17 protein-coding genes and 1 other RNA gene are annotated in these 14982 nt (G+C 27.4%); 6 read left to right on the top strand and 12 right to left on the bottom strand.

What is annotated here, in order from left to right:
* Nucleotides 1-27: 27 nt before the first annotated feature.
* The gene (locus tag CINFORN2912_RS00300; protein WP_075433678.1) at nt 28-1239 is read right to left on the bottom strand and encodes a beta-ketoacyl synthase N-terminal-like domain-containing protein; all 1212 of its coding nucleotides are present in this window, start codon (nt 1237-1239) and stop codon (nt 28-30) included.
* Between the two features lie 279 nt (nt 1240-1518).
* Here CINFORN2912_RS00300 and rsmI point away from each other — a divergent pair, with 279 nt between their 5' ends.
* Nucleotides 1519-2346 carry a 16S rRNA (cytidine(1402)-2'-O)-methyltransferase gene (gene rsmI, locus CINFORN2912_RS00295; RefSeq protein ID WP_244268588.1) on the top strand — a complete coding sequence of 276 codons (828 nt, stop codon included), beginning with the start codon at nt 1519-1521 and terminating at the stop codon, nt 2344-2346.
* An RNA gene (gene rnpB / locus CINFORN2912_RS00290) (RNase P RNA component class A) lies at nt 2345-2736 on the top strand. Before rsmI ends, rnpB begins: the two co-directional genes overlap by 2 nt.
* A 43-nt stretch (nt 2737-2779) precedes the next feature.
* On the opposite strand, the gene pmbA is transcribed toward rnpB, so the two are convergent.
* The gene (gene pmbA / locus CINFORN2912_RS00285; RefSeq protein WP_075433676.1) at nt 2780-4126 is read right to left on the bottom strand and encodes a metalloprotease PmbA; all 1347 of its coding nucleotides are present in this window, start codon (nt 4124-4126) and stop codon (nt 2780-2782) included.
* A 252-nt stretch (nt 4127-4378) separates the two neighbouring features.
* On the opposite strand from pmbA, the gene ppa reads away from it, so the two are divergent.
* The 3 genes from ppa to rpmG all read left to right on the top strand — a co-directional run bounded on the left by ppa (nt 4379) and on the right by rpmG (nt 5410).
* Entirely contained in the window at nt 4379-4921 is a 543-nt protein-coding gene (gene ppa / locus CINFORN2912_RS00280; protein ID WP_075433675.1) for an inorganic diphosphatase, read from the top strand.
* A gap of 84 nt (nt 4922-5005) precedes the next feature.
* Nucleotides 5006-5227 carry a 50S ribosomal protein L28 gene (gene rpmB, locus CINFORN2912_RS00275; RefSeq protein WP_075433674.1) on the top strand — a complete coding sequence of 74 codons (222 nt, stop codon included), beginning with the start codon at nt 5006-5008 and terminating at the stop codon, nt 5225-5227.
* 15 nt (nt 5228-5242) lie between these two features.
* Nucleotides 5243-5410 carry a 50S ribosomal protein L33 gene (gene rpmG, locus CINFORN2912_RS00270; protein ID WP_075433673.1) on the top strand — a complete coding sequence of 56 codons (168 nt, stop codon included), beginning with the start codon at nt 5243-5245 and terminating at the stop codon, nt 5408-5410.
* A gap of 190 nt (nt 5411-5600) precedes the next feature.
* On the opposite strand, the gene CINFORN2912_RS00265 is transcribed toward rpmG, so the two are convergent.
* The 10 genes from CINFORN2912_RS00265 to fliF form a co-directional block, all read right to left on the bottom strand.
* The gene (locus tag CINFORN2912_RS00265; RefSeq protein WP_082253665.1) at nt 5601-6380 is read right to left on the bottom strand and encodes a flagellar biosynthetic protein FliR; all 780 of its coding nucleotides are present in this window, start codon (nt 6378-6380) and stop codon (nt 5601-5603) included.
* A 9-nt stretch (nt 6381-6389) separates the two neighbouring features.
* The gene (locus CINFORN2912_RS00260) at nt 6390-6656 is read right to left on the bottom strand and encodes a flagellar biosynthetic protein FliQ (RefSeq protein WP_075433671.1); all 267 of its coding nucleotides are present in this window, start codon (nt 6654-6656) and stop codon (nt 6390-6392) included.
* Between the two features lie 39 nt (nt 6657-6695).
* Nucleotides 6696-7430: a flagellar type III secretion system pore protein FliP gene (gene fliP / locus CINFORN2912_RS00255; RefSeq protein ID WP_075433670.1), complete on the bottom strand. Its 735-nt coding sequence runs from the start codon at nt 7428-7430 to the stop codon at nt 6696-6698.
* Between the two features lie 428 nt (nt 7431-7858).
* A complete protein-coding gene (fliN, locus tag CINFORN2912_RS00250; RefSeq protein ID WP_075433669.1) occupies nt 7859-8242 on the bottom strand; it encodes a flagellar motor switch protein FliN in 384 nt (127 codons plus the stop codon).
* A 239-nt stretch (nt 8243-8481) separates the two neighbouring features.
* Nucleotides 8482-9186, bottom strand: coding sequence for a hypothetical protein (locus CINFORN2912_RS00245; RefSeq protein WP_154101257.1), 705 nt, complete (start codon nt 9184-9186; stop codon nt 8482-8484).
* A gap of 67 nt (nt 9187-9253) precedes the next feature.
* Nucleotides 9254-9619 carry a hypothetical protein gene (locus CINFORN2912_RS00240; protein WP_075433667.1) on the bottom strand — a complete coding sequence of 122 codons (366 nt, stop codon included), beginning with the start codon at nt 9617-9619 and terminating at the stop codon, nt 9254-9256.
* 98 nt (nt 9620-9717) lie between these two features.
* Complete coding sequence (locus CINFORN2912_RS00235) at nt 9718-11091, bottom strand: FliI/YscN family ATPase (protein ID WP_075433666.1); 1374 nt, start codon at nt 11089-11091, stop codon at nt 9718-9720.
* Between the two features lie 5 nt (nt 11092-11096).
* A complete protein-coding gene (locus tag CINFORN2912_RS00230; RefSeq protein ID WP_075433665.1) occupies nt 11097-11786 on the bottom strand; it encodes a FliH/SctL family protein in 690 nt (229 codons plus the stop codon).
* A gap of 14 nt (nt 11787-11800) precedes the next feature.
* On the bottom strand, nt 11801-12778 hold the full coding sequence (locus tag CINFORN2912_RS00225; RefSeq protein ID WP_082253664.1) for a FliG C-terminal domain-containing protein: 978 nt from the start codon (nt 12776-12778) through the stop codon (nt 11801-11803).
* Nucleotides 12775-14430 (bottom strand): flagellar basal-body MS-ring/collar protein FliF, encoded by a 1656-nt coding sequence (gene fliF, locus CINFORN2912_RS00220; protein WP_075433663.1) that lies wholly within the window; start codon nt 14428-14430, stop codon nt 12775-12777. The genes CINFORN2912_RS00225 and fliF overlap by 4 nt, the downstream gene beginning before the upstream one ends.
* A gap of 175 nt (nt 14431-14605) precedes the next feature.
* Between fliF and CINFORN2912_RS00215 the strand changes: the two genes are divergently transcribed.
* Complete coding sequence (locus CINFORN2912_RS00215; protein WP_075433662.1) at nt 14606-14881, top strand: hypothetical protein; 276 nt, start codon at nt 14606-14608, stop codon at nt 14879-14881.
* The last annotated feature ends 101 nt before the right edge of the window (nt 14882-14982 follow it).

Here is a 14982-nt window from a genome sequence, read left to right as displayed (position 1 = left end):
CGCTGCGAAATACTTTCTTCTCTACCTCTAATATCTTTGAATCACTAAACTAACATTAGTGCCGCCAAAACCAAAACTGTTAGACATTGCTGTATTAAAAATTTTATTCATTTTTTTTTGAACAATATTCATATTGCTAATGCATGGGTCTAACGTATCTATGTTGATACTCGGAGCTATAAAATAATACTTCATCATTAAAAGCGTATAAATAATTTCCTGCACGCCTGACGCTCCTAAAGAATGGCCGGAAATAGATTTTGTAGAGGAAATATAAGGCATCGCAAGTCCTTTAAACGCTTTTTTTATAGCAGATAACTCTGTTAAATCACCGATTTGTGTAGATGTACCGTGAGCATTAATATAATCTATAGAACCGTGAATATTTTTCATAGCATTTTTCATACAACGTATAAACCCGCTCCCCGAAGGGAGGACGATGCTGTTGCCATCACCGGTAGCGCTATAACCTACAATTTCAGCATATATCTTGGCATTTCTTGATAACGCAAAATTTAACTCTTCTAATACTAATACACCGCTACCGCCAGAAAGAACAAAACCATCACGATCTCGATCAAATGCTCTAGAAGAAGAATGGGGGCAATCATTAAAATTCGACGATAAAATTCTCATAGCATCAAACTGACAAGCTAACTCAATACTTAATTCTTCCCCACCTCCAGCAAAAATAATATCCTGTTTTCCTGATGAAATTAATTCATATGCATTCCCAATACAATGGGCGGATGTAGCACATGCTGAACAAATAGAATAATTAACACCATAAATTTTAAAAAAAGTACCCAAACACGCGGAAATAGAAGAAGATAAATTTTTAATAGCTATGTATGGGCTAATCCGATGTCTACGATCCTTTTTTTTTTGAAAAATAGATCTATAAGCTTGAGCTGAGCCGCTTCCTGAGCCTATAATAATACCCGCTCTAGGATTTTTCATATACATATCAGCATATAAGCCGCTATCTTTAATAGCATCTTTCATAGATAAATACGAATACATAGAAGATAAATTCATAAATCTTAAAAATTTTTCTGGTATTTCCTGACACCGATGAAATGGTATATCTCCCCAAACTGTACTGCGTAAACCCAGCTCTTTCATTGCTTTAGAAAAAACTATTCCTGAAATACCGTTTTGTAATGATCTTACAATTTCTTCTTTTACGCTGCCTAGGCTAGATAAAATTCCGAATCCTGTAATTACTGTTCTTTTCAACGATTTCTGCCCTACAAAGTATAAAAATTATTTTTATATCACGCGGATATCTAAAATGTTGCTTTAGAAAAAGTTCATACACTTTTTAAAACATTCTTCTCTGTATCTATATAAATTCTAAAAAATATAAAAAACTTCACAGCTACGTTTTAACATACTAATAAGTAATTATATGCTATAATAAAAAAGATCTATACATAAAAATTTCTTAGAAATTAATGAAAAGGCTAAAATATAAGGAAATGTAATCGTGTATAAAAAAAAAAAAATATAGGCTTATTGTATATTGTTCCTACCCCTATAGGGAATCTTGAAGATATCACACATCGATCGATTCATGTATTAAAACAAGTAGATTATATAATAGCTGAAAGCATTAAACATACTTCTATTTTATTAAAACATTTTTCTATTGTAAACAAATTATTACCTTTAAATATCATAAACGAAAAACAAAAAACTAAAAAATATATACATATGCTCAACCAGGGAAATAATCTAGCAATCGTTTCCAAGGCCGGAACACCTATTATTAATGATCCTGGTTACTTACTTGTAAAAAACGCATATAAAAACAATATTCGGGTAGTTCCGCTACCAGGCGCTTGTGCCGCCATTACAGCACTAAGCGCATCCGGGTTACAAGCTAACCAATTTTGTTATGAAGGTTTTTTACCGAAAAAAAAAATCTTGTGTGAAAAAAAAATATATTCCTTGTTCCGAGAAAAAAGAACAATTATTACGTACGAATCTTCAAAAAGACTACTTAATACTATTAAAATCATTAAAAAAGTTATGGGAAAAGAGAGAAAAATAACAATTGCTAAAGAAGTAACTAAGCGATGGGAGAATATTCAGAGCGGGACTATTGAGCAAATATTTAATATTATAAAACATGATGAAACTTGGAGAAAAGGAGAAATAACTATTGTTATTGACGGAGCCAAGCGAGAAAAAAAAAATATTTTATCTTTAAAAACATTAAAAATTTTTAATCTTTTAAAAAAAGAAACAACCCTCACCACTGCGATAAAAATAACCGCCAAAATATGTGGATTTAGTAAAAATATCCTATATAATACTATTGTCACAAAAAATATTTCATGAAGTTGATCGAACAGCCGCTATATAATACTGTCATATTATGTAGAGGAAAGTCCGGGCTCCGTAGGGCGTGGTGCCAGGTAACGCCTGGGAAGAGCAATCTTACGACAAGTGCAGCAGAAAACAAACTACCTAAATAAGTAAAATAAAAAAATCTCCATATTAGAATCATAAAAGTATCATTTTATATAGGTACAGGTGAAATGGTGCGGTAAAAGCGCACCGCAAGATTGGTAACAATTTTGGCTCGGTAAACTTCCACCAGGAGCAAGACCAGATAGGAGGGTATGACCCGTACATTCCTCCGGGTAGGTTGCTTGAATTAATGAGAGATTATTAATCTAGATAAATGGCTGTTGTAAACAGAACCCGGCTTATAGATCAGCTTCAAGATAATTTGAAAGAGTTTTATTCATAAAAATAGAATTTAAAAAAATTAACAACCAGAAATCTGTATTTTATCAACTAATACAGAAGCACATTGAATATTGCTTTTATAATTTATATCATCTGATATTGCAACAATATTATTCCACATGTCAATTAAGTTTCCAGAAATAGTTACTTCGCTAACGGGGTATTGAATTCTCCCCTGGTTAATCCAAAAACCACACGCGCCTCGAGAATAATCTCCCGTAACTATATTCACGCCATCCCCTAATAACTCTGTAACTAAAAAACCTCGGTTCATAGTATGTAAAAGATTTTCAAACGATTTCGTTGGCTGAGAGCTGCTAACAATCCAATTATATATTCCCCCAGCATGACCCGTATTATTCATATTCAATTGATTAGACGTATACGTATCTAATAGCCAAGTAGTTAAAATTCCATTTTCTATAATATTTCTAGCCATAGTTGATACTCCTTCATCATCGAATAAGCGCGAAGACAAACCTTTCTCTAAAAACGGGTTTTCAAAAATATTGAACCACGCTGGAAAAACTTTTTTATTTAAATAATTAAGTAAAAAAGTATATTTCTTATATATAGAGTATCCATTAGCAGCATTCACCAAATAACCAAAAAATTCACTTGCAATGTCAGAGATAAATATTACCGGAGATATTTGAGTGGCAATTTTTTTTGAAAACAACCTAGAAAGACTTTTTTTAGCGCTATGTTGTCCCACATAACTTGGGCACTCCAAATCATTAAAATCTCTAGATACTGTATAATAATAATCTCTTTCCATTAAATTATCTTGACCAGCAATTACACAGCTAGATAAATAATAATACGTAGATAAATAAGAACCAATCCATCCCGAGCTGTTGCCTAAAAAAGTGACACTAACAAAACATTCAAATGTAGCGTTTTCAATATTAATAATTCTAGAGTCAAAATGTAAAGCAGCAGTATTAGTAATATCCAGTATATTTTTAATATCGTTATTGCTAAATTGATGCGGAAAAAATAAATTTATTGTTTTTTTATTATCAAATAACAAATCTTTTTTTGGTAAACCGCAACAAGAATCCGGTTGTACGTATTTAGACAAGTCTATAGATTTATCAATAGACCGATATATTCCGCCTATAGAACTATCACTAGAACAAACTACCGCTTGACGGTAACTGTTATAAGTTGTAACTATATGATTAACAGAATTATAGCATTCAATGCTGTCTATACATCCTAATCGGCTAGAGCACAGATAACTGTAAGTTTTTTTTATTTCAATCATCCCGCTACAAATACTTTTATTAAAATATAATAAAGCTTTTTTAACATAATTATTTAAAACTATTAAATCATTTTGCACTTTAAAAAACGAGAACATTTACACATCCTTATTCCATATATATAAAGCAATTGAAAAAAAATAAAAAGATAGCTATATATTTATCAATAATTAAATTATAATCATTAGCATCTGATATATAAAAAATTTTATTTTTCAGGTTACGCGCCACATACACCCAATAACTTTAACAATAAGCTGTTCGCGATATTCATATACTAAAAATCAAGAATACTCATTTTGAATAACAATTAATTTTTAAAAATTATAATCATATCAATAAAAATAAAAATGAATAATATTATTAATATACCAACAGGTATAAACCCTCCTCATGACTTGTATGGAATTATTGAAATTCCGGCTTTATCTTATCCTGTAAAATATGAATTTAATAAAACTTTTCGAATGATGAATGTAGATAGATTTATCTCTACTACTATGTTTTATCCGTGTAACTATGGTTTTCTTAATCAAACACTATCTTTGGATGGAGACCCTTTAGATGTACTCATACCATCTCCGTACCCCATACAATCACAATCTATTATTAGATGTGTTCCAATAGGTCTTTTGAGAATGGAAGATGAGTCGGGATCTGATGAAAAAATCATAGCTGTCCCACATGTAACTATAACTCAAGAATATAAAAAAATTGTTGATATCCATCAATTATCTAGCTTACTCAAAAAACAAATTTTAAATTTTTTTAATAATTATAAAAAATTAGATACAAACAAATGGGTAAAAATTAAAAACTGGGAAAACGTAGAGACAGCTAAACTAGAAATTAACCAAGCTATAACTAGATATAAAAAAACCCAAAAACCTTAAAATACTAAATTGAAAAAAAATAAACATATTACCCATTCATTAAAATAACACATCGCATTAACCAAAATGTATAGGAATATAATAATGCCAAAAAAATGTCAGATTACCAAAAAAAAATCTATGTTAGGGCAAAACCGTTCTCATGCTATGAACGCAACAAAAAGAAAATTTTCTTTGAATATACAATACCATAAATTTTGGTTACCTGATGAAAACAAAAGAATAAAAATAAGAATATCTTCAAAAGGGTTAAGAATGATAAATAAATTCGGAATTTCTAAAATATATAAGCAGTTTATTGTATAGGAATCTATAAAAAAGATGGCTAAAAAAAATAGAATAACGATAAAATTACTCTCATCTAGTGGTAGTGCTCACTATTATACAACTACAAAAAATAAAAGAAATCAAACAAATAAATTAAAACTTAAGAAATACGATCCAATTATAAAAAAACACGTGATGTATGAAGAAAAGAAAATAAAGTAAAAAATTCTTTTTTTTAAAAAATATAATATTTTTATGGTGGAGATCTATACTCAGATCTCCCACACTTAATTAAAAAACAGTATTATACGTTCTGTATAAATTCAATATTGTAACCAGTCAATAAAAAAATTGATATAAAAAAAATAATCAATTGCATAGATAAACGGCGCTATAGTTAATTTATATGAACCTATTTAAAAACATAATGCTGCAAGAAATCAAATAAATTACGAATCATAATTTCACTGAAAAAAAATAATTTATAAAAAATATGTTGCAATACTATCATGCTCAAGAAAAAAACAATAACAGAGTAAGAAGACGATAGTGATAAATCTGGATATAAACGATTTAATATCATTAGTGAAATATATAGAATTAAAAAAAATAGAAGAATAGGCAGAGCCCCGTATATTCCATTAAAAAAAATAATATTTGAAAAATCTAGTAAAGATGAAAATATATTATTATATATTATAATTTTATTTAATGGAGATATAAAAAAACTTTTTATTAAAAAAACCATAAAATATAAATGCCCTCGACATGCAAAGAATGAAATCACAAAAAAAGTACTCAATAAATATGAAATTACTGATGAATCAAGTTTATTACCTGAGTAAGCAAAAACAGAAAAAGACAAACCGATTTGAGAACTAATTATCTCTCCCATAAAAGTAACACATGATATTAAAAATTGTATTGTAAAACCTAAAATGCATCCTATCAAAATCTGATCTAAAAAACATAATAAAAAATATCGCATGTGTATATTATTCGACACAGCGTTATCGATGACAAACGGTAAAAGCAACATACTAAGCAAATATACTAATAATATTTTCGTTGTTAAATGAATATTCATTTTATTAAATAATTGTGAAGCACTGAATAAAGCAAAAACACGAGCCATTATCAATATAATTTGGTTATTAATTAAAGAAGCGCTAGTGTAAAATACATTGTGCATAGTGATAATTTAATTAGCAATAGCTATTATATGAAAAATATTTTTTATATAATCAAGAGTTAATCGAAGCATCCATGGGCCAAAAAGCATAAACGAAAAAAATAAAGAAAGAACTTTGGGGATAAAGGATAGCGTTTGTTCATTAATTTGTACTGAAGACTGAAAAATACTAATTAAAATTCCACTTAACAAGACTGAAATTAAACATGGAGCTGAAAGTAATACAGCGAATTTAATAGAATCTTGAAGCAGCGTAATCAAAAATTCTGGATTCATAAATATACCTAATAATTAATGCTTCAACCAATAAAAATTTTATGTAAAAAAACTTTTTGCTAAAGATAGAATTAATAATTTCCAACCATCAGATAAAACAAATATTATTAATTTTAATGGCAGAGAAATAGTTGCTGGAGGGATCATTATCATTCCCAAAGACATTAAAACACTAGCAACAACTAAATCAATAATCAAAAAGGGTAATAAAATAGTAAAGCCAATTTGAAATGCATTTTTTAATTCACTAATCATAAATGCCGGCAATAATACTTTAATCGGTATATTTCCTTCGTTCATAACATAAGGTATTTTAGCTAAATTCCAAAATACTAAAATATCAGATTTTCTAGTTTGTTTAATCATAAAGAGAGATAAAGGCTTTAGACAATTTTGTAAAGCTGTATTTATACTAATTTCATTTTTATATAAAGGAATGAATGCCGTATTATACATTTTACTAAAAACAGGAGACATTATAAAAAATGTTAAAAATAAAGCCAAACTAATTAATACTTGATTAGGCGGAGAATACGGCGTTCCCAGGGCATTTCTAACAAAACTAAAAACAATAATAATACGAGTAAAACACGTCATCATTAATAAACACGCAGGAACAAAACTTAATAACGTGATTATAGTATACGACTGAGCTGAAAAATTTAATACATTAAAACCATTTTGAATAATATTTTGCACTGGATCACTAGCTATTTTTCCGAAAAGTAAAGTAGCATAAATAGATAAAAAGCAATTCAGGCTCTGGTACATCATCAAACCTCTCGCTGAAATCAATATTCTATTGTGTAGAATCTATTCAATAACTGTTTAGGAATAAATATTTTTATCTTTTATAACATAATTTTAGGGCAAACGTGATACACAAAAAAATAATACTCATTATGCATTCCGTTATACCTAATAAACTTGTAATATTACTCACAAAAAGAACTTCAAAATATTAAGTAACACTTCAATATATTTTATTAATTACATACATATTTCTAGCATCGTGACTCCAAAAAAATTTTTTAAATATTTTTATAAAAATAAAAATAAAAAAAATAATGAAAAAATATTTAATACCCGGTGATAAAGCTAATCACTCTAGTTTTATATTTTATATCATACTTTTATTTTAATTAGAGCTAATTATTTATCTTAAATTATTATTCATACTGTTCAAATATTTTTTCAAGACTTTATACTAATTTTATAATGCGCACGCCGTATTTTTCCTTATGAACAACTAGTTCGCCTAAGGCAATGAGGCGATTATTCACAATAATATTTAATGGTTCATCTACCTTGTCCTCTAGCTCTAAAATAGATCCTCTCGATAATTTTAATAATTCTTGAATAGTAAGTTTTTTTTTACCCAATTCAATTGTAATATATATTGGAATAGACATCACCGATGCATTATATAATAAAGAATTATTCTCAATTCTATTATTACACTTAACATCTAGGTTTTTTTTTTCTACATTATTTTCTTGAATACCGCTAATATTTTCTTTTAAAGAACTATTATTCAACTCTTTATCTTTAATATGATTATCAATGTATTTATTTTGTTCTTGCATTATTCAGCTCCTATAAGGGTTGATTAAAAATTTAAAACCTTTTTATGTTTTAATCTATATTATAAAAATCAAAAAAAAGTTAATAAGACTTAGGTTCCTTGCTAATATCTATGAATACGATCCCCTTAGTACCCAGCGGGGTATAAAACAGATCCTTAAACTGTCAAAGAAAAATAATTAAAAAACCAACAATATCGCGCACGTATGACTTAATCTATCAAAAATTTTTTTAAAAAATCTTATTCACTAAAATTTTTATAACAATCCATCACTCTCTTATAGGGTATATAAATTTTTAAAAAATGCTCTTTATTTTGTGAATGTATTTGAAAAATAAAACAAGCATAAGAAAAATGAAAAAATTGCTGACATACCAAGTAATTCAGCTCTATACATTTTTCTCGATTAAACTGAAATATTCCAAAAACATTTTTAGTTGTTTTGTTCAGGATAAAAAAAATGTTTTCAAACAAAAGCTCTAAAATATTCATTTCGTTTAATGTCAAGTGTTTGCTAGAATCTCGATTATACAAATTATCTGCATGATTTCCAAATAGTCGTTGGACAAACATAAAAAAGAAATCATTTTTAATAAGCAATAAGCCTGGAGTTATGTCGTCATTGAAAAAAAAACGTTTACCTCTATATTGCAAGCGTTCACAACAATTATTCTTATAATAATAATCTACACAAACCTGTAAAAGTTTTATAGAAATATAACTAGAAAAATAACTTTCAAATTTTTTTTTAAAAGATAAACAAAAATCATTAAATAAATCTTGAAAAAAAGATTGTTTTTTTTTTAAGAAAAAGTTAATAAAATTTATGCGATTAAAAATTTTTTTCCGAGATAATTTAAGCGAATCTTTTAACTCATGAGATGAATTCATTAATTTCTTTCGTTTCATATACATATAAGTTGAAATATATTTTTCTATGAACATATGATGTTCGCATTTCGTATTATCGCTAACACAAAAAATAAAAAAAATATATTGGTTATAAAATTTATTAAATTTTGTAGAAGTTATAAATATTCAAACATGCAATATTATCTTCGCGTTGCTCTGTTAATCTACGTGTCTGTTCAATACGTTTCAAATAACGTGATTCTAAAATCTTCCACTTTTGTAAATTTCGATATAACTGACGATATATTAATAGCTTTCTTTGAATTTTACGTTGATAATCATTTATCCAAAACTTTTGCTTCATGATTAATCTTTGAAGCATTAATAAGAAATTTATATATAGTTGAATGAAATATTGCTCAGAACCAGAGGAATATCGTTGATATAAAAAAAAATTATACTGCTCTTGGTATTTTTGCAATTGCAACAAATGTTCTTTGATTATCTCTTGTTGTTTCTTATACATTAAAATTTTATTAGCATTTTCTTGAATATTTATTTCTATTTTTTTTTAAATATAGCAATTTTAGACATATTAAATTTCATATTATTCTCCAATAAAAATTAAATTTCTTTTATTAATTTCTCTAGCTCTAAAATAGAATGACAATATGTACAGCGATCTAAAAATTTTTGTTGTAAAAATTTTTCTATTTTAGGCCATATTTTAATCGCATCGTCTAATAACAGGTTATTACCGGAAGAATAAACGCCTAAATTAATCAAATCATAATTATTATAATAACATGAAATTAATTTTTTAATATATATTGCGTTAGTATAAGGAACATTATGCACTATAGAGTGCATTGATCTACTAATTGATTTTTCAATATTAATAGCTGGATAGTGGCCTGATTCCGATAAAGTGCTTGATAAAACAATATGCCCGTCCAATACAGATTTTGCTATATCTAATATGGGGTCATTATATTCATCTCCTTCAGTAAGAATTGTATAAAAAGAAGTAATCGAGCCTTTTCCGGAAACTATATTGCCAGTTCGCTCAATTAGATACGGGATATTGGAAAAAATAGAAGCCGGGTATCCTTTTAATACAGGAATTTCGCTCATAGAATTAGATAATTCTCTATACGCCATAGCATATCGCGTCAATGAATCAACTATTAATAATACATGATTATTTCTTTTGCAGAAATATTCTGCTATTGCAGTTGCGTACTGCACTGATTGGATTTTAAACATAGATGAAGCATCCGCGGGAGAAACAATAACTACTGATCTCTTTAAGCTTTTCTCGCCCAAAACATTATTAAGAAAATCTTTTACCTCTCTGCCCCTTTCTCCAACTAAAGAAACAACAATAACATCTGCATCAGTATGCCGAGACATCATGCCTAGAAGCGTGCTTTTACCGATTCCGGGAGAGGAGAAGATACCCATTCTTTGACCTTTGCCAACAGTTAATAAACTATTAATAGCTCGAACTCCAGTATCTAAAATTTCTGTAATAGGCTTCCTTTTTAATGGATTGATAGGTTTTGTAAAAAAATTAAAAGTCTTTTTCTTTGCATAAATTTTTCCTAAATCATCTAATGGACGACCAAAACCGTCCAGAACTCGGCCTAATAAAGCAGCACTAAACGGCAATGAGTCGTAAACAGCTGTATTATGATTCACATAATATTGAGAAAAAACCCTAGCTCCTGGAAAAATACCATCTAGATTTTGAATGGGAACTAAAAATACTGACTTTTTTTTAAAACTAATCACTTTGCAGGCAATAAAAGATAAATTTTTTTTATATATCTGCTCGACTAGACAGAAACTGCCTATCGGATAATATATCCCAGTCGCCTCAATAACAGAATTATTTATTCCCAAAACTCGACCAATATATTGATCACAAGAAATTAAAGGCATATTTTTCTCAAATTGATTAATTTTATCAAACCATATTTTTAACAACAAGTTCATATATCTTAATCCGATAAATTGGCTATATTATGTACATTCTTCCAAAAAGATTGAAGCGTAGAATCTACCTCTCCTTCTTCCGTAATAACGCGATAACTATTAACGTCAATATTTTTATCTAAAATAATTGTCCATCCATACGAACCCATTAATGTTCCAAAATTTTTATTGATTATATGATAATTCTTGGGGTGAACGTGTAACTGTAACTTTTGAAACGCGTATCGTGACTGTCGAACAAGGTGCTCGATTTTTTTAATTAAATAACTTTTATTAATCAAAAAAAGATCATCTATTAAAATTTTCGATATATTTAGTACAACTCGCATTAAATGTTGTGAAAAAATGCTACTAAAGTCATATATAGCAGATTTAAATTTTTTTAGTACACTAGCGTACTGAAGATAAATAAGGCTTATGTGTTTCTCTAAAGAAGGGTTTTCCGACCAAGAAAAACATTGTAACCAGCCAATTTGATAACCTTGTTGATATCCTTTTTTTAATCCCCGATCGTATCCTTTTTTATATATTTGAGAATACGTATTCGTTTCATTATTTTTTTTTTTTTCTGCAGTAAAAGCAGGAAATAATTTCTGGGACCCTTTTGTATTATCGGAATCAAAAACGCGAAATCTCTTACTAAACAGATTGGGTTGCCATTTTTTCCAAATATCAAGATCTATATTTTTTTTCATGCCTAGAATATCCTCTATTTATCTCTAAATATTTTACCATTTCTTATAAAATTTTTAATTTTTGTAAGTAACAAATTTTTTTGTAAGTATATTTTTGCAAAAGTAATTTTTCGATCTTTTAAAAAATATTTTTGAAAACCTTTGTATTCTGCTGGAGACATATTTGAAATAAATTTATTTTTTACTTCTTTATGCATGTGTTTTAATAATATATATATTTGACATATGTCTACATTGTTTATAATAAATTTTACATCATCATTACTCATGCACGCAATATGTTGTAATTGAAAATATCGACTGATTACTTTCTTGACAAGAAACGGACATGATGTCTTTATTTTTCTGACAAGCTGTATAATGTTGTTACTCTCAAAAGTAAACAATATTTTTGAAATTTTATTAATTCTTTTTTCTTCTACAGAAATAAAATCATGTTGGTAGAGAAAACCAGAAATTATTTTATTTAATTCAAAAAAACCAGAATAATTTAAACCAGAAAAATTACCTAAAGCTTGTAAAATATCGTCTCTTAGATTTTTGTGAAATAAAGCTAAAATCTGTATAGATAAATTATCTTTTATATATGTTAATACAGCAGAAACAATATATAAATTTTCTTGCTGAAGTAACACAAAAATATCTTTTGCGCTTAATAACTCGAGCATAGAAATATTATATAAAAAGGAACGCTGAAGTAAACTATCTTTTAATAATCTATGCGATTTATCTTCACCTATAGTTTTTGCTAAAATTTTTAATATACGCGTATTAGCATCAAAATTAAAAATTTTGTTTTTTCTCAAAGTATCGTAAAACTCATGTACAATAATATCAGAATATTTAAAAATATCATTATCAAACGCAATAATAGTATCTAAGAGTAATTTTATTTCTAAATCAGTAAAATTTTTTAATACAGAAATAGTTTCTTTTAAATCCATAGATATTAACAATAAAGCGCTTTTTTGTACACCATTTAAATCCATCATTTTTTTCTTATCCAATAACGTATAACTTTTTCAATAATATCCGGACTTTTGTTTAACATATTTTGTTTTATAAAAAAATTCTTTTTATTTAAAAAATCATATTTATCAATATGCAATTTATTCGTGCTGCGCGACATATTATTTGTCTTAAAAAAACTAAAATCATACTGATATCGCACAAGAAAAAATAATATACTCATTCCAAAAAACAAAAAAAATCCTAGTATGTAATATATACAGCGATTGTCATTTTTTTGGAACATGAAAGAATGAGGAGCACTAACTACACTAGAAAACATATAATTAGTCACATTGATACAATCACCTCTTGCTTTCGAAAAACCGATAACAGACGCGACTAATTTTTTTATAGTTAACAACTCTTGAGTAGATAAAGGGATCAATTTACCTAAATTATCTCGTTTATAATTAATTAATATTGTAACAGTTAAATTCTTAATATCAGCTCTTTTAAAACCTGAAGAAAAAATAATATCATCCGTATGTGCTAATTCAGCTTCTTTCAAGGTTTTTTTATCTTCTCCAACAAAAGAACTAAAATTTAGTAAATGAGAATACTTTACAGACATTATTTGTTTGCTATATGCGCTATTATCCTTAGCACTGAAATACTTTACTATCTTATTTTCAATTAGATCGATGCCAAAAAAACGCGTTAAAAAATGTAAAAAAGATTTTTTTACTAAATCAAAAAACTTAATAAAACTATTATGAAACAAAAAAGATTGTAGTTTATGCTTGCTTAAATGCTCTAAAAAAACTTTTGCATCGGAATTTTCTATATTAGCATTTTTAGTATTTATGTGATGCGAATGCACAGCTGCAGAAACATTGACGATAAAATTTTTTATTCCATAAACTGGAGCTAAAATTTTATTAATTCGATTAATATAATACTCTTCTAAAGCATAAATTTGTTTATGCGGGTGATTTTTAAAAAATTGAATCTGATTTAAATCTAATTTATTTAAAATATGTCCAAATTGATCAACTAAAACAATATTCTCAGCTGATAAATGCGGTACGCTACTAGATATCAATAAAATAATAGCATCTACTTGTTCTTGCTGTAATTGCGTGTTAGGAAATAAAGTTACAACAATAGAAGCAGAAGAAGCATCAGTATTGTGAAAAAAATCAGTATCTTTCTTGCATACTAAATGTATCCGCGCGCGCTGAACAGGAAAAATACGCTCTAGTGTCTTTGACAGCTCTCCTTCCAGTCCTCTATAATAATTAATATGCTCTCGAAATGGACTCAAACCCCATTTTTCTTTATCCAATAAATCAAAACCATTATTTTTTTCCAAAATATTATTATTACTAATCAAAGAAAGTCGCAATTCATCAAATTTTTCTCTTGGAACTAATAAAGTCCGAGTAGAGTTATGAAACTTATAAGAAATATGCATATCTTTTAATTTTGAAATTACCCATGCACTATCTGCATCCGATAAATAATCATATAAAACTACATAATCAACTTTTCTAGACCATGACATAAGAGAAAAGATAGAAGAGAGGAGAATAAAGGTGATTAAAAGAACGTATTTTAATCGATGCGATACAACAGATATAAAAAAATTCCGCGCGCACTTAATTTTCATAATTAATATTTTAAAAAAATCCATAATTTTATCCTAAAAATTGTAATGCGATATTCAATTAATGAATAACAAAGCTCTATGAAAATAGAAACATAGTAGTGCCTAGAAATATATAAGTATGTCTTAATATATACTATATTTATATAATAATATAAAATATATATTATGTAATTTATCTTCCGATAAAAGGAATAAAACTATGAAAATAAATAGTACACACGGCTCACCAATAAAATGGATGCATTCTGTTCAAAGAAACAATCAACAGAAAAATAATAATTTTTTTAAAATACTGAACAAAACATTACAAGAAACACCAATAATTCCAACTAAAATAAAAAAAGATAATCACCTTAATGTTAAACAAAATCCATCAACAAAAAAAATAAACCAAACCCACCAATTCGTAATGCTGCAACAAGTACAAGAAAAAATAGTTCAAATATTTCAAGAAATTATGAATATAAATATATAATGTTTTCTTTAATATTACCAAATAGTAAATAAAAAAATTGTTTCATCGCATACCTCAAAAATACATTTAAAAATATTTTATAAAAATTTCATATAACTAAT

It is taken from the genome of Buchnera aphidicola (assembly GCF_900128725.1).
Taxonomy (GTDB): domain Bacteria; phylum Pseudomonadota; class Gammaproteobacteria; order Enterobacterales; family Enterobacteriaceae; genus Buchnera_F; species Buchnera_F aphidicola_K.
This window is presented reverse-complemented; position numbering and strand designations above follow the sequence as displayed.

Bases quoted from the DNA above. Each gene is read 5' to 3' on its own strand.
- pmbA (WP_075433676.1), bottom strand. From the start codon at position 4,126: ATGTTCTCGTTTTTTAAAGTGCAAAATGATTTAATAGTTTTAAATAAT.
- ppa (WP_075433675.1), top strand. From the start codon at position 4,379: ATGAATAATATTATTAATATACCAACAGGTATAAACCCTCCTCATGAC.
- rpmB (WP_075433674.1), top strand. From the start codon at position 5,006: ATGCCAAAAAAATGTCAGATTACCAAAAAAAAATCTATGTTAGGGCAA.
- rpmG (WP_075433673.1), top strand. From the start codon at position 5,243: ATGGCTAAAAAAAATAGAATAACGATAAAATTACTCTCATCTAGTGGT.
- CINFORN2912_RS00265 (WP_082253665.1), bottom strand. From the start codon at position 6,380: ATGCACAATGTATTTTACACTAGCGCTTCTTTAATTAATAACCAAATT.
- CINFORN2912_RS00260 (WP_075433671.1), bottom strand. From the start codon at position 6,656: ATGAATCCAGAATTTTTGATTACGCTGCTTCAAGATTCTATTAAATTC.
- fliP (WP_075433670.1), bottom strand. From the start codon at position 7,430: ATGATGTACCAGAGCCTGAATTGCTTTTTATCTATTTATGCTACTTTA.
- fliN (WP_075433669.1), bottom strand. From the start codon at position 8,242: ATGCAAGAACAAAATAAATACATTGATAATCATATTAAAGATAAAGAG.
- CINFORN2912_RS00245 (WP_154101257.1), bottom strand. From the start codon at position 9,186: ATGTTCATAGAAAAATATATTTCAACTTATATGTATATGAAACGAAAG.
- CINFORN2912_RS00240 (WP_075433667.1), bottom strand. From the start codon at position 9,619: ATGTATAAGAAACAACAAGAGATAATCAAAGAACATTTGTTGCAATTG.
- CINFORN2912_RS00235 (WP_075433666.1), bottom strand. From the start codon at position 11,091: ATGAACTTGTTGTTAAAAATATGGTTTGATAAAATTAATCAATTTGAG.
- CINFORN2912_RS00230 (WP_075433665.1), bottom strand. From the start codon at position 11,786: ATGAAAAAAAATATAGATCTTGATATTTGGAAAAAATGGCAACCCAAT.
- CINFORN2912_RS00225 (WP_082253664.1), bottom strand. From the start codon at position 12,778: ATGATGGATTTAAATGGTGTACAAAAAAGCGCTTTATTGTTAATATCT.
- fliF (WP_075433663.1), bottom strand. From the start codon at position 14,430: ATGGATTTTTTTAAAATATTAATTATGAAAATTAAGTGCGCGCGGAAT.
- CINFORN2912_RS00215 (WP_075433662.1), top strand. From the start codon at position 14,606: ATGAAAATAAATAGTACACACGGCTCACCAATAAAATGGATGCATTCT.